This window comes from Rothia uropygialis (genome assembly GCF_004137765.1).
GTDB lineage: Bacteria > Actinomycetota > Actinomycetes > Actinomycetales > Micrococcaceae > Rothia.
In genome coordinates this window covers 704,051-724,775 of record NZ_NOIS01000002.1, presented here as the reverse complement: position 1 = coordinate 724,775, position 20,725 = coordinate 704,051, and the positions used below count along the sequence as shown (strand labels likewise).

18 protein-coding genes are annotated in these 20,725 nt (G+C 60.2%); 4 read left to right on the top strand and 14 right to left on the bottom strand.

Going from position 1 to position 20,725, the window contains the following annotated elements; translation table 11 throughout:
• Nucleotides 1-59: 59 nt before the first annotated feature.
• The 6 genes from EWV35_RS06780 to EWV35_RS13620 all read right to left on the bottom strand — a co-directional run bounded on the left by EWV35_RS06780 (nucleotide 60) and on the right by EWV35_RS13620 (nucleotide 6,384).
• On the bottom strand, nucleotides 60-725 hold the full coding sequence (locus EWV35_RS06780; protein ID WP_202976047.1) for an ABC transporter ATP-binding protein: 666 nt from the start codon (nucleotides 723-725) through the stop codon (nucleotides 60-62).
• Entirely contained in the window at nucleotides 722-2,767 is a 2,046-nt protein-coding gene (locus EWV35_RS06775; protein WP_129659446.1) for a hypothetical protein, read from the bottom strand. Before EWV35_RS06775 ends, EWV35_RS06780 begins: the two co-directional genes overlap by 4 nt.
• 36 nt (nucleotides 2,768-2,803) lie before the next feature.
• Nucleotides 2,804-3,022 carry a lactococcin 972 family bacteriocin gene (locus EWV35_RS13625; protein ID WP_165168411.1) on the bottom strand — a complete coding sequence of 73 codons (219 nt, stop codon included), beginning with the start codon at nucleotides 3,020-3,022 and terminating at the stop codon, nucleotides 2,804-2,806.
• A gap of 310 nt (nucleotides 3,023-3,332) precedes the next feature.
• The gene (locus tag EWV35_RS06765) at nucleotides 3,333-4,004 is read right to left on the bottom strand and encodes an ABC transporter ATP-binding protein (protein ID WP_129659440.1); all 672 of its coding nucleotides are present in this window, start codon (nucleotides 4,002-4,004) and stop codon (nucleotides 3,333-3,335) included.
• Complete coding sequence (locus EWV35_RS06760; RefSeq protein ID WP_129659437.1) at nucleotides 4,001-6,034, bottom strand: hypothetical protein; 2,034 nt, start codon at nucleotides 6,032-6,034, stop codon at nucleotides 4,001-4,003. The genes EWV35_RS06765 and EWV35_RS06760 overlap by 4 nt, the downstream gene beginning before the upstream one ends.
• A gap of 59 nt (nucleotides 6,035-6,093) precedes the next feature.
• Entirely contained in the window at nucleotides 6,094-6,384 is a 291-nt protein-coding gene (locus tag EWV35_RS13620) for a lactococcin 972 family bacteriocin (protein WP_129659434.1), read from the bottom strand.
• 231 nt (nucleotides 6,385-6,615) lie between these two features.
• Here EWV35_RS13620 and EWV35_RS06750 point away from each other — a divergent pair, with 231 nt between their 5' ends.
• Nucleotides 6,616-7,311 carry an NUDIX domain-containing protein gene (locus EWV35_RS06750; RefSeq protein WP_129659431.1) on the top strand — a complete coding sequence of 232 codons (696 nt, stop codon included), beginning with the start codon at nucleotides 6,616-6,618 and terminating at the stop codon, nucleotides 7,309-7,311.
• Nucleotides 7,304-8,302, top strand: coding sequence for a site-specific tyrosine recombinase XerD (locus tag EWV35_RS06745; RefSeq protein WP_238654209.1), 999 nt, complete (start codon nucleotides 7,304-7,306; stop codon nucleotides 8,300-8,302). Before EWV35_RS06750 ends, EWV35_RS06745 begins: the two co-directional genes overlap by 8 nt.
• A gap of 61 nt (nucleotides 8,303-8,363) precedes the next feature.
• On the opposite strand, the gene EWV35_RS06740 is transcribed toward EWV35_RS06745, so the two are convergent.
• From EWV35_RS06740 to EWV35_RS06715, 6 genes are all read right to left on the bottom strand, one after another.
• Nucleotides 8,364-9,173, bottom strand: coding sequence for a family 1 encapsulin nanocompartment shell protein (locus tag EWV35_RS06740; RefSeq protein ID WP_129659425.1), 810 nt, complete (start codon nucleotides 9,171-9,173; stop codon nucleotides 8,364-8,366).
• Nucleotides 9,174-9,250: 77 nt separating this feature from the next.
• Entirely contained in the window at nucleotides 9,251-10,291 is a 1,041-nt protein-coding gene (locus EWV35_RS06735) for a Dyp-type peroxidase (protein ID WP_129659422.1), read from the bottom strand.
• 203 nt (nucleotides 10,292-10,494) lie between these two features.
• A complete protein-coding gene (locus tag EWV35_RS06730) occupies nucleotides 10,495-11,640 on the bottom strand; it encodes a bifunctional 2-methylcitrate synthase/citrate synthase (RefSeq protein WP_129659419.1) in 1,146 nt (381 codons plus the stop codon).
• Nucleotides 11,641-11,689: 49 nt separating this feature from the next.
• On the bottom strand, nucleotides 11,690-12,613 hold the full coding sequence (gene prpB / locus EWV35_RS06725) for a methylisocitrate lyase (protein ID WP_129659416.1): 924 nt from the start codon (nucleotides 12,611-12,613) through the stop codon (nucleotides 11,690-11,692).
• Nucleotides 12,614-14,134, bottom strand: coding sequence for an MmgE/PrpD family protein (locus EWV35_RS06720; RefSeq protein ID WP_129659414.1), 1,521 nt, complete (start codon nucleotides 14,132-14,134; stop codon nucleotides 12,614-12,616). It abuts the gene before it with no gap.
• A gap of 49 nt (nucleotides 14,135-14,183) precedes the next feature.
• Complete coding sequence (locus tag EWV35_RS06715) at nucleotides 14,184-14,849, bottom strand: GntR family transcriptional regulator (protein WP_129659411.1); 666 nt, start codon at nucleotides 14,847-14,849, stop codon at nucleotides 14,184-14,186.
• A 245-nt stretch (nucleotides 14,850-15,094) separates the two neighbouring features.
• On the opposite strand from EWV35_RS06715, the gene EWV35_RS06710 reads away from it, so the two are divergent.
• Nucleotides 15,095-17,026 carry a propionyl-CoA synthetase gene (locus EWV35_RS06710; RefSeq protein ID WP_129659408.1) on the top strand — a complete coding sequence of 644 codons (1,932 nt, stop codon included), beginning with the start codon at nucleotides 15,095-15,097 and terminating at the stop codon, nucleotides 17,024-17,026.
• Nucleotides 17,027-17,039: 13 nt separating this feature from the next.
• Here the strand turns inward: EWV35_RS06710 and EWV35_RS06705 are convergent, their stop codons facing one another.
• Nucleotides 17,040-17,726 carry a response regulator gene (locus EWV35_RS06705; protein WP_129659405.1) on the bottom strand — a complete coding sequence of 229 codons (687 nt, stop codon included), beginning with the start codon at nucleotides 17,724-17,726 and terminating at the stop codon, nucleotides 17,040-17,042.
• On the bottom strand, nucleotides 17,723-19,045 hold the full coding sequence (locus tag EWV35_RS06700; RefSeq protein ID WP_129659402.1) for a sensor histidine kinase: 1,323 nt from the start codon (nucleotides 19,043-19,045) through the stop codon (nucleotides 17,723-17,725). The genes EWV35_RS06705 and EWV35_RS06700 overlap by 4 nt, the downstream gene beginning before the upstream one ends.
• 217 nt (nucleotides 19,046-19,262) lie before the next feature.
• Here EWV35_RS06700 and EWV35_RS06695 point away from each other — a divergent pair, with 217 nt between their 5' ends.
• Nucleotides 19,263-20,690, top strand: a complete 1,428-nt coding sequence (locus EWV35_RS06695) for a cation:dicarboxylate symporter family transporter (protein ID WP_129659399.1) — start codon at nucleotides 19,263-19,265, stop codon at nucleotides 20,688-20,690.
• Nucleotides 20,691-20,725: the final 35 nt, after the last annotated feature.

Sequence of the window (20,725 nt, the reverse complement as noted above, 5' to 3'; positions counted from 1 at the left end):
GATGCAAAGGACCGCCGTCTCCCGTTCAAGGGATGACGGCGGTCCTTTGCCGTACGGTTTCAGGTTCGGTTGAGGGTCGCGAACTGTTCCAGGTCCACGATGCGGTCACAGGATTCCGCGACCTCGTGGTCGTGGGTCGCTATCACGGCGCAAGCTCCCCGATTGGTCAGACGGCGCATCGGCTCGATGATGACGCGCCCGTTCGCCGAGTCCAGGGAGCCTGTGGGCTCATCCGCAAGGATCAGCGAAGGCTTCTTGACCAGGACGGCGGCCAGAGCAACCCTCTGCTGTTCACCCCCGGACAGCCGGCAGACCTTGTCCTTCTCCCTGCCCGCCAGACCGAGATCTCCCAGCGCTGTCGAAATATCCGGGGCGACGGGTCGGCGTTTTCGGGGCATGATTCGGAGCGGATCGACGATATTCTTCTCGACCGATTCCGATTCGACGAGAGCGAAATTCTGGAACAGATAACCGACATGATCCCGTCGGAATTTGCGTCTGATGGCCCTTGAGGCGGGGTGCACGCCGAGGTCACCGATCGTGATCGTGCCGGCGGTGGGCCGGGTCAGCGCTCCCAGGCAGTTGAGCAGCGTCGTCTTCCCGGACCCTGATGGACCCATAATCGCGACCATTTCGTGTGGTTCGGCCGACATCTCGAGTCCGTCCCAGATGGGCCTCCCGCCGAGTTCCATGCGCGCGGACTCGACTCGAAGGTAGGGGTTCACTGAATTCTTCCTCTCTCTTGAATGGCACGGTGAGCGAAGACAACGATCCCACCACTCGAGAGCAGGAGGACGACGGCGCCCACAATCAGACCCGCTGCTGACATGATTTCGATGTACGTTCTGACTTCCGCGGATGACTTTGTTATGAGGGCCATGGGATCCATGGCCTGCTGAATCAGGAGCCAGGTGAAAACGGGTATCGAGAACCACACGGCCCCCAAGCCGGAGAGGGCAGGCCACGCGGCCACGAGCGGACGCCAGCCGAAGAGCTGTCTTCGGAAGAGCTGGTCCTTGCGGGCCGCGGCGTAGGTCGCTGCGAAGGCCAGAGACGAGAACGCGACCAGCACGGCGTAGACCACGATCGCGAAACCCGTGGCTTGAAGGCTCACGATCGTCAGTTTGAGTGCGTGTGCCTGATGGGCCAACCCGGGTGACATCGGCGCGACGTAGTGTTCCGCCGCGGACCCGCGCAGACGGTCTGCCGCGGCCTCACTGTCTTCCAGGAGGACGCCGCCGAGGGTCACCCACGAAGTGAGCGGACTGGGGTCGTCGATCAGGACCTGATCTGGCACGACCACCACGATGGGGTTTTCGGCGAATTCGCGTTTGAAATTGTCCAAGTCCCCATGGGTGAAGACTTCGCCCGTCGTATCGGTGGCCGAAATTTTTAGGTCTCGCAGGTCCACACCGGGAATAAGAGCATCCGCTGTCAGGTCCTCGGTCGGTGCGCCGCGGGGTACGAAGGCCTGGGTCGTCTTTGACCGTTCCACGTCCTCGACCACGAGGCGATCGGATACACCCTGAATTTTGTGATATTTCAGGTATTCGGGGTTGACGTAGACGATCGGGTAGCTGGACTCGATGACGGCATCGGCATTCTCATCCCGTTGCCTGACATCCGAGTAGCTGATGATCACGTTCCTTTGCTGAAGTTCCGAGGCCAGCCAATCCTCGATGGGCTTGTCTTCGGCCTCGCTCCAGGTCGACCCTGCGACGGGAAGAAAAGCGGCCTTGGGTGTTGCCTGCCATTGCTCATGGGCTCGGCGGTGCGAGGCTGCGAGACCATAGTCCTCGGACCAGGAACTGATCGATGCGAGAAGAAGCACTACGCAGCTGATTTCGAGGAGGCAGAGCAGCGCGTACAACGATCTGACGGGTCTCTTGCCGGTCAGCGTTGCAGGAACCGGAACCAGGCACAATAGCCCCAGAGCGCCGAGCCTGCACGCGAGCGCGGTGGCGATGAAGAGCGCGGTGAATGCGGCGTAGACGGCAAGATAGATACCGAATGAGGCGAGCCCGTTGTAGAAGTACAGAGCAGCGCCAGCGACGCCGGCGGTGGCCAAGAAAGCCGCGATCAACGGGATCGCCCCGGATCGAAGATCACGACCAAGAATCCGCCAGATCGACCATCCGGCGAGCCGTAGGCGCGCGATTTTCTTGGAGCCCACCAAGGCGGTAGCGAAGGAGAAGCACGAAGCCGTGATGAGGCTGGCGGAGAATGCCAACGACAAGGGCGAGCCCGTGTTCCGCTCAAGAACTTCTCTGGGTGAGTAGATTTCGTACTGTTGCACCTTGTATCCAGGTGTGCCGAGCTCATCGTCCAGTCCCTTCATTGAGTGGGCATCACCGTAAAGAAAATAGAAGGAACGGGGGTCGTTCTCCGAATGATTCCATGGCTTCACGGTAACCACGTAGCCCGGGTTGAAGGGAGAATATCCGTTGTCCAAAAGCCTCTGTGAGTGATGCTCGGGATTGGTGATCAGTAGCTGCAATTCCGCGCCGCTGGCGGGCGATTCGGGGTTGTCCAGAAACTTGGCGATATTCAGGTGCCGGTTTCTAGCCTGATCCTCCAGCCTACGGATCAGCTCCGGATTGGTCGCCGGGGTTTTGGCCTCCGGATCATTGATATCCGTAGCAATCCACAGAACGTGATTCGCGATGAGAGGCGCATCAGTTTCGAAAATCCAGAGTGATGCGAAGGAAAAGATGGCCGCCGCCAACGGGGCGAAAATCAGAGTGAAGAATCTTCGCAGAAAATTCATGGGTGAGCTACTGACAATTTCGATGGAGTAGGAATTTTAGCAGTAATTCCAGTACGCTTTGTTGCCTCTCGGTGCCCTCGGTGCGGAAGCCATGGCCCATTGTCTGCTCGGCGCTGTGACCTTGACAGTCTTCTTTCCTATCGCCGTGGCGCCGTGGCAAGAGTTGGTGTGCCAATAGTTCGACCAGACGTGGTGATTGTCGACGCCGTTCTCCCACTTTCCGTCCCCTGCCCACTGCCATGCGCTTGCCGGCATGAGCGTCCGGCAGCGATGAGAAGGGCCGCGCCGATCGAGCATATTGTTCGTTTCACAAAAGTTCACCTTTCATATGTAAAATAAAAGCGGCGACAGTATTGTAATACATGACACGAAAGAGTGGAAGATGCCTTTCTGGCCAGTGTGGGAAAGCCGCTTTGGAAAGAGTTCCATGAACTATTCTTTTGTGTTAGATCCCCAGGTCAGCTAAAGGTTTTCTCCTTCCCCGCTCTCGCCCCGTGGAGGGTGACTCCCGGGCACCCTCGCTCCAGCGGTAGCCTGGTTTCCATGCCATGAATCGACGTCCACGTCACACTGAATTCGTGTACCCCTCGGTGAAAGGATTGAGATCGACCACGCGGTCACAGAACTCAGCGACCGTGGGGTCATGGGTTGCCATAACGGCACACGATCCCTGGTCTGTCAGCCGACGGATGCAGTTCAAGATCACGTGTCCGTTCGCCGAGTCCAGGGAGCCTGTGGGCTCATCCGCAAGGATCAGCGAAGGCATCTTGACCAGGACGGCGGCCAGAGCAACCCTCTGCTGTTCACCCCCGGACAGCCGGTAGACCTTGTCCTTCTCCCGACCTCGCAGACCAACATCGCTCAGCGCCTGTGCGATCGTTTCCTTGTCAGGCCGTCGTTTTCGCGGTAGGGCACGGAGGGCGTCCCAAATATTCCGCTCCACGGTGTCCGTCTCTACGAGGGCGAAATTCTGGAATAAGTATCCGATGTGATCTCGTCGGAATCGGCGGCGGACTGCTGCCGACGCGGGGCACACCACATCGCCACGGATAGTGATGCTCCCCGCGTCGAGACGCGATAGGGCTCCGAGACAATTCAGTAGCGATGTTTTCCCGGACCCGGATCTGCCGATGACCGCAACGATCTCTCCGGATTCGGCAGAGAAGTTGAGGTCGCTCCAAATGGTTTGACCTCCGACGGCGAAGCGTCCAGATTCTAGGCGTAGAAAAGAATTCACTGAATTCTCCCTTGTTCTTGAATGACGCGGCGGGCGAAGTGGCTGATGGCGCCACGTGACAGGGCAAAGAGCATGGAACCCCACAGGCACCCTGCGAAGGCCATGAACCTGATGTAGGAATCATTGGTCGCCGAAGACATCCTGACAAGAACCATCGGATCCGCGGCACGCACGATGAGCGCCACGGTGAACACGGGCACCGCACACCACGCGAGCGACTCGGCGATCAGCGCGGTTCTTGCCGCAGAGAACCGTCGCCAACCCGAAATTTCACGACGCAGCAGTCGATCCTTTCGCGCCGTGCAATAGGCAGCGGCGAAAGCGATACAAGCAAATGCGGCCAAGGCCGAATAGACCAGAATCGCGAAACCCGTAAGGTCCAGCCGAGAAAGCGATACTGTGAGCCCATGGGATTGCAGCGCCTTTCCGGGAAGGATCGAGGCAACATAGTGATCCGCTGGGGAAGAATGCAAACGGGGAATCGCCTCGTCCCCATTCAACAGTAGGAGACCCCCTTGGGTGGCCCATGAATACAGAGTATTTGGACTGTTAATCAGTACCTCATCCGGGATATACACCACAATGGGATTGTTAACGAATTCCTCGGTGATAGTTTGGACATCCCCATAGGTGAAAACGTCGCCAACCTCCCCCGCGGGTAGAATCCTCGCGTTTTCGATCGAATTTTCAGGGACTCCAACGGGGAGCAAAGACGTTGTATCCAAATAGCGGGAGTTTATTCCTCCCGGGACGAATGCCAAAATTGTTTCTCTGCCGGTTCTTATACTGGAATCGATTTGTTCCGAGATCCCCTGAATGGTGTGATGTCTCAAGTATTCAGAGTTGATGTAATGGATGGGAACGCTCGATTTCGGAATTCCATTGTCGTCCATATCCTGCTGATACACGTCGGCCTGGCTGACAATCAGGTTCGAGCGGGAGGCTTCTGAGGCCAACCATGTTCCTACGGAGTCTTCCGATCCGACTCCCGATGTCGACCCGGTCACGGGGATAAAGGCGGCGTGAGGGGTCTTGTCCCACTCGTTGTGAGCCCGGACATGCGATGTCACGAGCCCGTAGTCAGTGAACCATGCGCTGACTGATCCGATGACCAAGAAGACGCTCGATACCTGGAGAAGAAACAACAGCGTGTAAATCAACCGTGTGGGCTTTCTTCCTTTGAGTGCCTCGGGCACCGGTAAAAGAGAAAGCAGAGCGAGAGCGAGGAGTCGCGATGCGATGATGACGGTCAGGTAGACAGCCATAAGCGCGGCACTCACGGCAAGATAGATGTCGAATGAGGCGAGCTCGTTGTAGAACCAGAGTGCAATGCCCGCGGCGCCAAAGACGCCGAGGGCGCCTGCCCCGCACGGAAGGACCCCGTCGCGAATATCTTGAATGACTATGCGCCACACGGGCCATCCCGCGAGTCTGAACCGAGCATTCCTCTTGGACTGGGCGATTGATGCCGCGAAAGTTGTACATAATACCGCGACCAAGGACGATAAGAGCGCAAGAGTCAAGGGCGAGAGCCCGTAGACCCTGACAATATTCGACGGCGAATACAGCGCGAATTGGGTGATCCTGTACTCGGGTCTTTGCAAGGAGTCGGCCAACCCTCGGCTCGAGGCGCGGTCGCCGAAAAGTAAATAGTACGCGCGCGGATCCTCTGCCCGGGGCTTCCATTCCGTCACGTCGACTCGGTAGTCAGGGTTGAAGGAACGGTACCCATCCTCGAGTAGCCGGCGTGAGGAATCATCCGGGTTAGTGACGAGTAGCTGCAGTTCCGCCCCGCTGACGGGCGACCGACGGTTGTCCTGGACCTTGGCAATATTCAGGTGCCTGATCCGGGCTTCTTCCTCGAGTTTTTGCGAAAGCTCAGGATCGGATTCCGGAGTCGAGGCCGCGGTGTCTCCGAGGTTCGTCGCGATCCACAGGACTTGATTCGACCGGATCGGGGAATCTGTCTCAATGCTCCAAGACGCGGCGAAAGCGAAAATCGCGGCCATGAGCGGGACAGAAAGAAACACGAAGAATTTTCTCGGAAAATTCATGCTAGCGAAAACCGAAGCCAGAGAGCGCATGATGTTCAGCAATGGTCGTAGTAGGCCTTATTGCCTCCCCAAAACTTGCGTTTTGCCGAGGCCTTGGCCCACACGCCTTTGGGTGCGGTCCTGTGGTCCCTCCACTGCCCCACGGCCGTAGCGCCGTGACAACGGCTGGCGTGGAAATAATCCGACCACACGTGGTTAATATCGACTCCATTGTCCCATCTTCCGCCCCCTGCCCACTGCCACGCGCTTGCCTGCGTGAGAGACCCGGCCGCAATGAGGAGGGCCACGCCGATTGAGCATATTGTTTGTTTCACAATGCGTCCCATATTCTATGTAGAATCAAAGCGGTGTCAGTATTGTAATACGTGACACGGCATCGCGAATAAAACTTTTCTGGCGAGTGCACGGAAGGTTATCTCGAAATAATTTCTTAAACTATTCTTTTGCACTAAATTCCTAGATCAGCCAAAGGTTTTCTCCTGCCCCGGCGGACGCCCCGCTCTTGCCCCGCGGAGGGAGACTCCCGGGCACCCTCGCCCCGGCGGTAGCCTGGGGGCATGACTGCTTCCCACGACGAGACCAAGACACCCAACCTTTCGACCATCGGGCTGCCTCAGGACAGGGTCAATCCGCGCAGGCTCATTTCCCGCGAGACCGCATTCGAGGGCCAGATCTTCGACGTCGTCCGCGAGAGATTCGCCCTCACCGAAGGCGGTCACGAGCTCGTCCGCGATTACATGCGGCACCCCGGCGCCGTCGCGATTGCCGCCCTCAACGAGGACAACGAAATCCTCTTGATCAACCAGTACCGCCAACCGGTGGAAATGAACATGTGGGAGATCCCCGCGGGCCTCCTCGACGTCGAGGGCGAATCTCCTCTCGCCGCGGCCCAGCGCGAGCTCGCGGAAGAGACCGACCTCAAAGCATCGACCTGGCATACTCTCGCCGAATTCAACAATTCGCCGGGATGTTCCACCGAAGCGAACCGTATTTTCCTGGCCCGCGGAATCGACGACGTCGCGGAAGAGGTTCTGACTGAGCGCACGGATGAGGAGGCAGAGATCGTGAAGAGATGGGTTCCCATAGAAGAAGCCGTCAGCGCCGTCCTGTCCACTGGTCTGCACTCACCGACGGCCAATATCGCAATCCTCGCGGCCTGGGCGAGTATTCAACGCAACCATGCCGATCTGCGCGATCCGGAAGAGCCCTGGGCGGCACACAAACACCTGCGTGAGTCGAATTCCGGTGAGTGAGCAGGAACTCCCGGCCGGTCTCGACCGTCCCGTTCGCCGCTATCTCCAACACCTCACCGTGGAACGCGGACTCTCAGACAACACGTTGACCTCGTACCGCCGTGACATCGACCGATACCTGAGCTTCCTCGTCAGTCAGCGGCACGTGAGGGAACCTCGTGACATCACCACGGACGATGTGCGGGATTACGTCCAATACTTGGCCCGCCCCAAGACCGACGGCGGATGCGGTCTTTCGACCCGCAGCGTTGCACGCGGCGTCGTCTCGGCGAGGGGTCTGCACAAATTCTGGTTACTCGAGGGCCTTGCGGAGCACGACCCCGCCGATACCGTCACACCGCCTAGTGCAGGGGAGCGCCTTCCCAAGGCGTTGCCGGTCGAAACCGTGACCAGATTACTTGAGGCCCCCGACCGGGAAACGCCTGCCGGACTTCGTGACGCCGCACTCCTGGAATTCCTGTACTCGACGGGTGCACGAATCTCGGAGAGCATCGGCGTCGACCGGGACGACCTGTCCTCAGATTTCGGCCCAGACGGCCGCGATGTCCAGAGAGATCCGAACGGCGACCCGGTGGCGGGCGGCGTCGCGCGCTTGCTGGGCAAAGGGGGGAAAGAGCGCCTTGTTCCGGTCGGCTCCTACGCCCACGAGGCCATATCCTCTTACCTCGTGCGGGCCCGTCCGCTGTTCGCCTCCAAGGGAAAGGGCACTGCCGCGCTCTTCCTCAACGCACGCGGGGGGCGCCTGACCAGGCAAGGAGCCTGGCTCATTCTCAGGAAGGCCGCGGAACGGGCAAACATCACGGCCGAGCTGTCCCCTCACACGCTTCGGCACTCCTTCGCGACGCACCTGATCGAAGGCGGCGCGGACATTCGGGTAGTTCAAGAGCTGCTCGGCCATTCATCGCTGACCACCACGCAGATATATACCAAGGTCACCGCCGACACCCTCCGCGAGGTCTTCCTCACGAGCCATCCGCGCGCCCTCGGCTAGTCGCTGCGTCACATGGCGTCCAGGGCGACGGAGATCGCATGGGGAAGGGGGCGTCGGTCCCTCAGCGGGAGAGCGGAACGGATGCCTCATCCGAGGCCACGCGGAATGCGAAGGACTCTTTCAGATACAGATTGACGTTCTCCGAATCGTGGGAATCGTAACCGATCGACAGGTCGACTCCCAGGTGCAGTTCGAAGTCTCCGCCGCGCTCGCTGAGCACGAGTGCTCCATTGAGAGCGGGAGCCCAGATGATTTTGCCCTCGTCCTTGAGCACACGCTGAATGTGTTCGAGGATCGGGTAACCGTGGTCCGTCGTCTCGGAAATCTTGGTGTACAGATCAGCGGAAACGACCAGGGTGTATGGGCCTTCGACGCCGACCAATCGTAACCTCGTCAAGGCCTGGGCAACCGCCTCGGGGAACTCCCGGACTTCGTCGGGAATCGAGATCGAATCGTTGGAACTGGAATCGACCAGGCCCGTCATCCCCAAGGAATCGTTGCCGTGGAACACCACGGTGTCCTCGGCCGCGGCCACGGTGGTCGCGGCGTCCTTGACCGGCTGCCAGTCGGAATCGACCGAGCCGCGGAGGACGTCGTCGACCGCGGAACGCGTGACCGTGAACGGAACCTTGACCTCGAGAACGGGAATGATCTCCCGGCTGACGGTCTGGGCACCGGGAACAACGTCACGGCTTTGCTTCAGATGCCCCGTCCCGAGCGAAGAAAACTCGGATCCTTTGGCCTCGGGCATGTCGACGACACGGCGGCCCGCGATATTGCGTTTGAACGTGCGGACGGCCTCTTCCTCGATTTCGGCCCAAGCCGCCGAGGAGACGGGTGCTAGTTCGCGGTGAAGATTGTTGACGGTCATGACTTCTCCTTCCAGCACCGGTTCCTTCCGGTGCGGCACCCGCCCTTCGGCGGGCGTTCGAGTGTGTGATGAGGTGATCAGTCTTTGAGACTCCCGATATTCAGGCTCGTGGGCGCGTTGTCTTCCGAGAATTCAGCGTCGGATTCCGAGGCGGGCCCCTCGACCTCGTCCTGCTGTTCCGCCTCAGCCGCTTCGGCGAGGGAATTCATCTCATCGAGCAGGTCGATGCTCGGAATGAAGAACAAAGCACCCGTCTCGGCGGTGGAGAAGTCGAGGATTCTGTCGTAGTTACCGGGAGGGTCACCGAGAAACATATTCTGCAGCATCTGTTCCGTAACCGCAGGGTCCTTGGCATAGCCGATGAAATAGGTCCCCATGGACCCGCTGGTGAAATCCCCGAACGCCATATTGAACCGGAGAATGTCGAGGTCGTTGCCGTCCTCGTCGCTCACATCGTTCAAAGCCAGGTGGGAGTTGGTGGGCTTGACGTCGTCGGAGAACTCGACGTCGTCCGATTTGGTGCGCCCGATGACCCGTTCCTGCTCTTCGACGCTGATCGAATTCCACGCCTGCAAGTCGTGCAGGTACTTTTGGACGTGGACGTAACTTCCGCCGTTGAACTGGGGGTCGTCATCGATGAGGACGGCGTCGTATGCGTCTTGGCCCTCGGGGTTCTCCGTGCCGTCCACGAACCCGAGCAGATCTCTCTCATCGAAGTACTTGAAAGATTGGACTTCGTCTTCGATCACGGTGTGATCTCCCAGCCGATTCATGAGCAACCGAGCCAGTTCGAAGCACATGTCCGGTGTCGCTCCACGAATATGGAACAAGAGATCACCGGGTGTGGAGGGCGCCTGGTGCGGATCGCCGTCGAGCGCTTCGAAAGGGTGAAGATGCGCCGGCCTGGGGGCTGCGGGGAAAAGACGGTCCCAAGCGCGCGATCCGATGCCGACGACGTTGAGAAGATCCTTGTCCGGATACCGGAAACCTACCGACCTTGTCAGCCCTGAGACCTCGGGGAGAAGGTCCCGTACGGCGTCTTCCGAGCCACGATTGATGGTCAGGGTCAGAAAGATCGCGGTTTTGGGCGGCCGGGCGACGATTTTCTGGGTCACCATGAACGGATCACTCTCCTCACTGTGTGTGCTCTCACTCTAAACCCGTTGTGAGTCGAACCCTCGGTCGAAATCCCGCCTGACCTTGCTCGACGCCCAGTCCGCGGGTGGTCGCCGCTGCAATAAGCCGTGGCGCGCACGCAAGACACGCAGGTCTCGCGTTCGCGCCACGGCTCTCTTCGCGCCAAGTCGTGCGATTCAGGCCATCACTTCTCGACGTGGCGTTCGTCCGGGCCGTTGTAATCGGACAACGGGCGAATCAGAGAGTTGTCGGCCAGCTGTTCCATCACATGTGCCGTCCAGCCTGTCATGCGAGCCGCCACGAAAAGCGGCGTGAAGGTCTGGGTATCGAAACCCATGAGGTGGTAGGTCGGACCAGCCGGGTAGTCGAGATTGGGTTTGATGCCCTTGGCCTCGTCCATGGAGTGGGCGAGACCGTTGTACAGGCCGAGCATTTCCTCTCGACCGAAGTACTTGATCATGTCGGTCATGGCGTCCTGCATCGTGGGAACGCGGGAGTCGCCGTTCTTGTACACGCGGTGGCCGAATCCCATGACCTTCTTCTTCTGGGCCAGGGCGTCGTCCATCCATTCCTTTGCGCGCTTCTCGGCGTCCTCTTCAGGCTCATCCTTGCGAATGCCAATCTCGTCGAAGGTGTGCATGACCGCCTCGTTCGCACCGCCGTGCAACGGCCCCTTGAGCGCACCGATCGCCCCGGTGATGGCCGAGTGGAGGTCGGACAGCGACGAGGCGATCGTCCGCGCGGTGAAGGTCGAACAATTGAACGAGTGCTCGGCGTACAACACCATGGATACCTGGAACGCCCTCTTGACTTCCTCGGCGGGGACTTCGCCGAAGGTCATGTAAAGGAAGTTGTCACAGTAATCCAGGTCTGCGCGCGGCGCGATGAGCTCTTCTCCGCGTCGGCGCCGCTGATCGTATGCGACGACGGCTGGCATGACGGCGAAAAGCTTTTTCGACTTCTCCAGATTGGCATCCGCGGATTCCTCCTCCGACGCAGGATCCTGTGCGCCGATCACGGATACCGCGGTACGGCAGACGTCCATGGGGTGACAATCCGTGGGCAGTGCATCTATCACGGCTTTGAGCTCGGGGGAGAGCTCCCGGTGAGAGGCCTCGAAATTCTTGAACTCCCCGAGCTCCTCGGCGCCAGGCAGTTCTCCCGTCCACAGGAGCAGAGCAACCTCTTCGAAAGAGCATTTCTCGGCAAGTTCCTGCACCGGGTAGCCCCGGTACAGGAGCGAATTGGAATCAGGGTTGACTTTGGAAATCGCGGTTACGTCCGCGACGACGCCGGCCAGACCCTTCTTGATATCGTCCTGAGTGGTCATGTGATTCTCCTTCGAATCGGATCGCCTGTGATGTGCAGATGCGTTACGGCTACTGGAACCGTTCAGGCACCTCGAAATTGAAAATGCCAGTGTCGAATGTGTTGTAGGCCTCGTAGTCGACCAGCTCGTAGAGCCGTTGTCTGGTCAGCATCTCATCGACGGAAGCCTCTTGGGTACCCTGACGGTCGATGTCCTCGAGGACCCGCTCCATCGCGCCCAAAGAACTGCGGAGCAGCGTCACGGGGTAAATGATCAGATCGACACCCGCCTTGCCGAGTTCTTCCGTCGTATACAGCTTGGACTTGCCGAACTCGGTCATATTCGCCAGGACCGGTACGTCCACGGCATTCCGAACAGCCTCGAATTCGCCAAGGTCCTTCATGGCTTCGGGGAAAATGGCGCCCGCACCAGCATTGACGAGAGCTTTCATGCGATCGATCGCAGCATCCAGGCCTTCCACGCCGCGAAGATCGGTTCTGGCCATGATCAGGAAGTTCTCATCCCGGCGTGCTTCCGCGGCGGCACGAATGCGCTTGACCGCGGTGTCCTCGTCGACGATGTTCTTGTTGTCGAGGTGCCCGCATCGCTTGGGATTGAACTGATCCTCGATGTGGCAACCCGCCAGGCCCGCGTCCTCGAGTTCCTGAATCGTCCGGGCGACGTTCATGGGTTCGCCGAAGCCGGTGTCGGCGTCGACGATGGCCGGCAGATTGGTCATGCGAGCGATCTGGCCGGCCCGCTGGGCTACCTCGGCCAGGGTAGTCAGCCCGATATCCGGGAAGCCCAGCTCATTGGCGAGAACCGCTCCAGAGATGTAGACACCGTCGAATCCCTTTTCTTCGATCAATTTGGCCGAGATCGGCGTGTAAGCACCCGGGAATTGCTTGATGGTTCCGCCGTTGCGCGGGCCGTCCGCCAAGGTCTCGCGCAGGTTGACGCGCTTCTGAGCGGCAGTGGTTGAGGGGTACAACATTTAGAACAGTCCTTTCGAACCGGTTTTGAGGTCCACGGAAGCGGTGATGTTCAGGGCATCCAGATCTCCGACTTCGAGGCTCGAGAGGTTTTCCGCGGCCTGAATGAAACGGTCGAGCTCGGCGTCCGCGACTGAACCTTCCGCGAGTGCCCGGAGCTTGCCGATGTATTGTTCGCGGGCGAAGGGGCGGGCACCCAACGGGTGGGCATCGGCGACGGCGATCTCTTCCGTCAGCACGGTCCCGTCAGTCAACGTGATCTCAGCGCGGCCGCCGAAGGCCTTCTCTTCCGGATCCAGCGAATGATAGCGGCGCGTCCACTCTTTGTCTTCCTCCGTGGTGACTTTGTTCCACAGGGCGACGGTCTCTCGACGGCCGGCACGCTCGGAATCGTAGGAACGGTTGTGGTCCCATTCGCCGTCCTGGAGGGCCACCGTGAAAATGTAGGGGATCGAGTGGTCCAGGGTCTCGCGGGAAGCCTTCGGATCGTATTTCTGGGGGTCGTTGGCGCCTGAACCGATCACGTAATGCGTGTGGTGCGAGGTGTGCAGAACGATCGATCGGACCCGCTCCGGATCTGCGATCTCGGGGTGCTCGCGGTGCAGCTTGCGAGCCATGTCGATCCACGCCTGGGCCTGGTATTCGGCCGAATGCTCCTTGGTGTAGGAATCCAGAATCGCGCGCTTGGCTTCGCCCCGTTCGGGAAGGGGGACTTCGTAGACAGCATCGGGGCCGTCGAGCAACCAGGCGATGACTCCGTCTTCGCCCTCGTAGATCGGTACGGGGGAGGTCTGCCCGCGCATTGCTCGGTCCACCGACTCGACGGCCATCTTGCCGGCGAAGGCCGGGGCGTGGGACTTCCACGTCGAAATCTCGCCCTTGCGAGACTGCCGGGTCGCAGTGGTCGTGTGAAGGGCCTGGCCTACGGCCTGGAAGATCGTTTCCGTATCCAGACCTAGAAGAGTCCCGATTCCGGCCGCCGCAGACGGACCGAGGTGGGCCACGTGGTCGATCTTGTGCTTGTGCAGACAGATTGCTTTGGTCAGGTCGATTTGGATCTCGTAACCGGTCGCGATGCCTCGAATCAGATCGCTACCGGAACGATTTGCGTGCTGGGCCACCGCGAGAATAGGGGGAATGTTGTCGCCGGGATGGGAATACTCTGCCGCCAAGAACGTATCGTGATAGTCCAGCTCGCGCACGGCCACACCATTGGCCCAAGCCGCCCATTCGGGGGAGACCTTGGACCGAGACGGATCGATTCCGTAGATCGTCGACCCGGAGCCGTTGGGGCCGGGTCGGTGGGTCAACGCCTGGTCACGAGCGGCAATGATCGGTCCGCGGTTCAGCGATGCGATAGCCACCGAGGCGTTGTCGAGGACTCTGTTGATAACCATGTCCTCGACCTCAGGATCGATCGCCACAGGATCGGAAGCGACGCTCGCGATCTTGTGGGCCAGCTGATTCTCCCGGGCCAAATTCTCTTCGCTTCGGTATACACGGACGTGTTGGTTGACGGTCACGAAAATGTCCTCTCTCTTCCTCGCTCGAGGTCTTGTGTTGGGTTTCGGTTCAGGCGGCGCTTTCGCGCTCGCCCTCTTGGTCGGGCACCGCGTCGAGGATTGCCTTCAACGCGTTGGACAGGTGGACACGGATTGCGGCTTGGGCCAGTTCGACATCGCCCTCGGCGATGGCGCGTGCGATGGCAGCGTGTTCGTGGGCGGCGGCCATGAGGCGGCCTTCGTTTCCCTTCGACAGTTTCCGTACGCGTCCCAGATGGGTGCGCAATTGCCTCTGGGCTTGGGCGAGGTACGTGTTCTGCGCGGCCCTGTCTATCTCGGCGTCCATCTCCTCGACGAGGAGATAGTAGGAGCTGCGGTCGGCGTCGTCGTCGACGAGGAATACGGCGGCCTCTTCCAGGCGATGTGCGAGCGCGTCGAAGGCCTCTGGATCGCCTTTGACGGCAGCGAGGGCTGCGGCTTGCGTTTCCAGGGCGGTCCGTAGTTCGAACATTGCGCGGACGTTGGTCACGGACACCGGGGTGACAATGACGCCGCGTCCGCAACTGGGTTCGACCAGGCCGTCGGACATCAGCCGGGAAAAGGCCTCGCGGACGGGCGTGCGGGAGACCCCGAGACGCTCGGCCTGCTCGACCTCGTTCAAGGTGGTCCCCGGTTCCAGATGCCATTCGATGATGTCGGAGCGCAGGAATTGATACGCCCGTTCGGAAGCCCTCATAAACTCATCTCCCTGACCGGCGGCTGGTTGACCTCTTGCTTCAATGTATACAGAGCCAGGCGGACAGGTGCAATATTCGAGGATTTTCCGCAGAATTTTCCGAGAATTCCGAAATTTTGTATACACAATCTTGCCATGTGTGAGTCAGAACACTATGTTGGTGGCAATGTTCCGCTGCTTATGGGCCTGAACCCGGGGCGCGGAACTCTCAACTGCAACGGAGCAAACGTGAGGAAACCGGTGAGATGAGCGCGACCTACCGTGAGATCTTCGAACGAAGCGTTGAACAGCCCGAGGAATTCTGGCTCGAGGCAGCCAAGGGTATCGACTGGGTGACCGCACCGACGCGAGCCCTCGAGGAGTCTCGTCCCCCAATCTATCGGTGGTTCCCCGATGGCGAACTCAATACATGTTTCAACGCCGTGGACCGCCACGTTGACGCCGGCCGAGGAAATCAGGTCGCTATCCGTTACGACTCGCCCGTCACACAGACGCAACAAGACATCACCTACGGCGATCTGTTGGAACGCGTCAGCAAATTCGCGGGGGCGTTGACCGCCAAAGGCGTTTCCAAGGGTGACAGGGTTCTGTTGTACCTGCCCATGGTCCCGGAATCGCTCGTCGCGATGCTCGCCTGCGCTCGGATCGGTGCCGTTCACTCCATGGTTTTCGGCGGATTCGCTCCCGCAGAACTCGCCACGCGCATCGACGACTGCGAGCCCAAAGCCATCGTGACGACGAGCGGCGGAGTCGAGCCGAAACGTCGCGTCGAGTACATCCCTGCTGTCGAGGAGGCCTTGAGCCTCGCAGAGCATCATGTGGATACGGTGATCGTCAAGAAGCGCGGGGGCTTCGAAACGTCGGTCCAGGACGCAGGCCAACGTGCCGAGGAATCCGAAGGCAGTCACCAGACCTGGGTCGACTGGGATGAGGCAGTCAGGGTGGCCGACCCCGCCGATTGCGTAACGGTCGCAGCGACAGACCCGTTGTACATCCTCTATACCTCGGGGACCACTGGCGCGCCGAAAGGTGTCGTCCGGGACAACGGCTCTCATGCCGTGGCCCTCCGGTGGTCCATGCAGAACATTTACGACGTCGGCCCCGGTGAAGTCATGTTCACGGCTTCCGACGTCGGATGGGTCGTCGGCCACTCCTATATTGTTTACGCGCCCTTGCTCACGGGGGCAACCACGGTCCTCTACGAAGGCAAACCGATCGGGACCCCGGATGCGGGGTCGTTCTGGCGCGTCGTGGAGGAATCGGGCGCCAAGGTGCTGTTCACCGCTCCGACGGCTATTCGAGCGATCCGGAAAGCGGACCCTGCGGGCGAATTGGTCGGCAACTACGACCTCTCGTCCCTGGAAACTCTGTTCGTAGCAGGGGAGAGACTCGACCCGGAAACGTACCGGTGGGCGAGCGAACTGCTCGGCGTCCCAGTCGTCGACAACTGGTGGCAGACCGAAACCGGTTGGCCGATCGCGGCGAATCCTCGCGGCCTGGAACCATTGCCCATCAAGTCAGGCTCGCCGAGCGTTCCGGTCCCGGGGTACAACATTGCCGTTCTGGACCCGGCCGGCGAACCCGTGGAAGCCGGAGTCGAAGGCAATATCGCCTTGCGCCTGCCTCTTCCTCCCGGCACTTTGCCGACTCTCTGGGGCGATGACGACCGTTTCATCTCCTCGTATCTGACGGCTTTCGACGGCTACTATGCGACCGGTGACTCGGGGTACCTTGACGAAGACGGCTATGTCTTCGTGATGGGAAGAACCGACGACGTCATCAACGTTTCCGGACACAGGCTCTCGACCGGGGCCATGGAGCAGGTCCTCGGAGCCCATCCGGCGGTCGCCGAATGCGCCGTGATCGGCGTCGCTGATCCCCTTAAGGGGCAAAGGCCATCCGGATATGTGGTCCTCAAACAGGGTGAGGACATTTCCGAGGAAGAACTCGCCCGAGAGCTGGTCGGCATGGTCCGGACCAAGATCGGCGCCGTCGCTGACTTCAAAGAAGTCCGAGTGGTCGAGGGCCTGCCGAAAACCCGGTCCGGGAAGATCCTTCGCAAGACCATGCGGCAGATCGCGGACCAGGAAGACTACAAGGTGCCGTCGACCATCGAGGACATGGCGGTTCTGGACAACCTCCGCGGGATTCTGACCCCCGAGGGCTCGGACGCCTGACGCACTCTCCGCATCAACCGCGCCACGTGTACTCCAGTTCGGGGCGGCCCGGAGTTCCGTGGCGCGGTCTGCGTTCGACCTGACGCGCCGTGTGCAGATATTCCAGGTATCTCCGGGCCGTGACGCGAGAAAGGGTCATTCGGTCGGCGATCTCCCGGGCAGAGAACGTGGATCCACTCTCCGAGAGGGTACGGACGATGTCCTCGAGGGTATCTTTGGACAAACCTTTGGGCAGGTCCGGGATCTGGTCCTCGCCCCGGTGGAAGATCCGGTCAATGGCCTCCTGATCGAGTTCACCGCTGTCCGGGACCCGATTGCGGTATGCCGCGTATGCATCCAGCTTCTTCCCGAGCTGGTCCAAGGTGAAAGGTTTGACGAGGTACCCGAAGGCTCCTTGGAGAGAAGCGATGCGCAAACTCGATGCCCCCCGATCCGCAGTCACCATAATGACGTCGACCGGCAGGCCCTCCGCCCGCAGAAATTTTGCCACTTCGTGGCCCGAACGATCCGGCAAATTGATGTCCAGGAGCATCAGATCGACCGGGAGGCTGTTTGAGAACGATGACTTGATCGCGGCAATCGCACCCTGGGCGTTGTAGGCAGTCGCCGAGACGTCGAATCCTGGCCGCGACCTGATGTACTGGGCGTGTGCCGAAGCGGTGACCTCTTCGTCGTCGACGACTATCACTTGGAGACTCACTGGTGACTCCCGTTCAGTGTCTTGGGGATATGGACGGTGAACACGGCTCCCGCATCGTTCATCGCGCTGATGCTCCCACCGTGGCGGACCAGAGTCTCATGCACGAGTGCGAGCCCGATGCCCCGGCCCTCGGGTCCTGTCGGTTTGGTCGTGTACCCCCACTCGAAGACCGTATTCTCGGTTCCTGCCCTCACTCCGGGCCCGGAGTCGGCGACGACGATCTGCCAACCGTCGTCGGTCTCGGACATCTCGATCTCGACTTCGCGGGGTCCGGGCATCGCCCCAACCGCGTCCATGGCATTGTCGATCAGGTTGCTCACGACCGAGACGAGTTCGATCTCGCTCAGAGGAACCCGCGCCCAGTCTCCCGCGACCCGGGTAGTCAGGTCGATGCAGCGCTCGCCGGCCTCCGACTTCTTGCCGGCCAGGAGGGCGGTGACGGCCGGCAGCTGTTCGTAACTGTTCCATTGGTACGCCTTGTGCTCGGAGGACTCGAGGTCTTCTCGAGCGAATTTATGGGCCTCGTCGATCCGTTCGAGATCGAGTAGGGAAAGGACGGTGTGCATTCGGTTTCGGTGTTCGTGATTCTGGGTTCGCAGGAGCGCGGCCATGGAACGTGTTGCTTCGGATTTGAGGATGTCGTCCCGGCTGTAGCCGAGAGTCGCACGGTTCAGGTACCGGTAGAGCATCAGCGTGGTGATGGTGGTTGCGACGAGCAAGAGGCCCGCGATCACGGCGACTGCCGGCAAACCGTTGTGGGCGACCTCGGAAATCTCACTGACAGTAACCCCGGTCGAGACCAAGCCGATGATCTCGCCCTGGCCGTTTCGCACTGGGGTAATGGTTCGCATGGACACGCCCAGACTGCCCTTTTCCTCGACCGTCATGGTCTCGCCGCGTTGGGCACGGGAGATGTCGCCCATGTAGTGCTCACCGATCAACCCGTCGTTGGGGTGGGTGAAGCGAATACCTTCCGGGGACATGATCGTGATGAAACTGACCGACGAGTTGGCCAGAATGTCTCTGACGTACGGCTGGAGGCGCTCCGTCGGTGTCCCCGATTGGATTTGTTCGACGACGAATGGGTCGCGGGCGAGGGTTGCGCTTTCCGCGCGGGTGATTTCCGAGGCCTGGTCCCGGGCTGCGTCCTGGATTTGCCAGTACAACAACACACCCACGACAGTGCAGACAACCAGCACTATCCCCATTTGGGTCAGGAGGAAGATTCGTGCAATGGCCCAGGAGGATTTCGTGCCCGAAATGACGCCAGGCCCGCGGGGTATCGACCGCGCTCCCGGCCCGGGATTCTTCGCAGACACAGCTTCTCCTTAACACAAGATTTTGATGAGGCGGCAGTTCCGGGCGGGGCGAGGGCTACGATGGCGCGAATCTGCCGTCTTGCGCAACTCAAGAACTTAATGACCACAAATATTGAATTGTGGCTCAGACCACCATACTTCTTGAATACCTTCGACCGGCCGTGGCACACGCTCGGCACGCGAAGCATCAATGACTTACACCTGGAAGGAGAGCGTCATGGCCCAGTCCACAGCGAAGAAGCCGTGGTACAAAGACGGCACGCACATGCTCTACGTTTCCGTCGTCGTGGCGGTAATTGCCGGAGCCCTCGTCGGTCTCATGGCCCCCGAATTCGGGAAGGCCCTGAAACCCATTGGGACGGGATTCGTCTCCCTCATTACGATGATGATCTCGCCGGTCATCTTCTGCACGATCGTGCTCGGAGTCGGTTCGATCGCCAAAGCCGCCACGGTCGGCAAAGTTGGCGGCATGGCGATCGTCTACTTCTTGATCATGTCCACTTTCGCCCTTGCCATTGGGTTGATCGTGGGTAACGTCCTGCACCCGGGCGAGGGGCTCAACTATCAGCCCACCGGATATAAGCCCCCGTCCGACGCGGCAGGTACGGGTGAAGGCGAGGCCGCCGGAGGCGGCGCCGCAGGCTTCATTCTCAGCATCATCCCGAAGTCCCTTCTCTCGTCCCTGACCTCCGGAAATATTCTTCAGACGCTCATGGTCGCCCTCTTGGTCGGCTTCGCGTTGCAACGGATGGGGGACACGGGCAAGCCGATCCTCAAATTCATCACCTACATGCAGGCCCTCGTGTTCCGTCTGCTCATGATGATCATGTGGGTTGCCCCGTTGGGCGCCTTCGGAGCGATCGCGGCCGTCGTCGGGGCAACCGGCCTCCAAGCGGTGGGGCAGATGGCCATCCTGATGCTCGGCTTCTACGTGACCTGCATTCTGTTCATCGTCGTCATCCTGGGCGCTCTCCTGAAGCTCGCGACCGGAGTCAACATCCTCAAGCTCATCAAGTACCTCGCTCGCGAGTACTTGTTGATCTTCTCGACCTCGTCCTCCGAGGCCGCATTGCCTCGTCTGATCGCCAAAATGGAACACGTCGGCGTGTCCAAGCCCGTAGTCGGCATCGTGGTCCCGACCGGTTATTCCTTCAACTTGGACGGCACCGCGATCTACCTGACCATGGCCTCGATCTTCGTATCCGACGCGATGGGCAAGCCTCTTCAGTTGGGCGAGCAGATTTCCCTGTTGATCTTCATGATCATTGCCTCCAAGGGTGCGGCGGGCGTGTCCGGCGCCGGCATCGCAACCCTCGCCGGAGGGCTCCAATCCCATCGTCCCGACCTGGTGGACGGTGTCGGCATGATCGTCGGCATCGACCGCTTCATGTCCGAGGCACGTGCCCTGACCAACTTCACCGGCAACGCGGTGGCCGCATTGCTCATGGGCAAATGGTCGCACGAAGTCGACATGGAACGAGTTCACAAGGTCCTCAACGGTGAGCTCAAATTCGACGAATCCACCATGGGTGGGGAACTGCATGGGGACCAGCACGTGGACCATGCGGTCGCCCAGAAATCTCCTACCAAGCAGATGCAGACCGTCCCGGAGGATTCCTCGCGAACGACGATTCAGGAGCAATAAGGCTCCAGGGATTTTGCCCCTTGCAAGGTGGCACT

Coding starts and splice junctions, on each gene's coding strand:
- EWV35_RS06715 (WP_129659411.1), bottom strand. CDS start 14,849: ATGAGGGCTTCCGAACGGGCGTATCAATTCCTGCGCTCCGACATCATC.
- EWV35_RS06730 (WP_129659419.1), bottom strand. CDS start 11,640: ATGACCACTCAGGACGATATCAAGAAGGGTCTGGCCGGCGTCGTCGCG.
- EWV35_RS06750 (WP_129659431.1), top strand. CDS start 6,616: ATGACTGCTTCCCACGACGAGACCAAGACACCCAACCTTTCGACCATC.
- EWV35_RS13620 (WP_129659434.1), bottom strand. CDS start 6,384: ATGGGACGCATTGTGAAACAAACAATATGCTCAATCGGCGTGGCCCTC.
- EWV35_RS06735 (WP_129659422.1), bottom strand. CDS start 10,291: ATGGTGACCCAGAAAATCGTCGCCCGGCCGCCCAAAACCGCGATCTTT.
- EWV35_RS06740 (WP_129659425.1), bottom strand. CDS start 9,173: ATGACCGTCAACAATCTTCACCGCGAACTAGCACCCGTCTCCTCGGCG.
- EWV35_RS06775 (WP_129659446.1), bottom strand. CDS start 2,767: ATGAATTTTCTGCGAAGATTCTTCACTCTGATTTTCGCCCCGTTGGCG.
- EWV35_RS06710 (WP_129659408.1), top strand. CDS start 15,095: ATGAGCGCGACCTACCGTGAGATCTTCGAACGAAGCGTTGAACAGCCC.
- EWV35_RS06695 (WP_129659399.1), top strand. CDS start 19,263: ATGGCCCAGTCCACAGCGAAGAAGCCGTGGTACAAAGACGGCACGCAC.
- EWV35_RS13625 (WP_165168411.1), bottom strand. CDS start 3,022: ATGCCGGCAAGCGCATGGCAGTGGGCAGGGGACGGAAAGTGGGAGAAC.
- prpB (WP_129659416.1), bottom strand. CDS start 12,613: ATGTTGTACCCCTCAACCACTGCCGCTCAGAAGCGCGTCAACCTGCGC.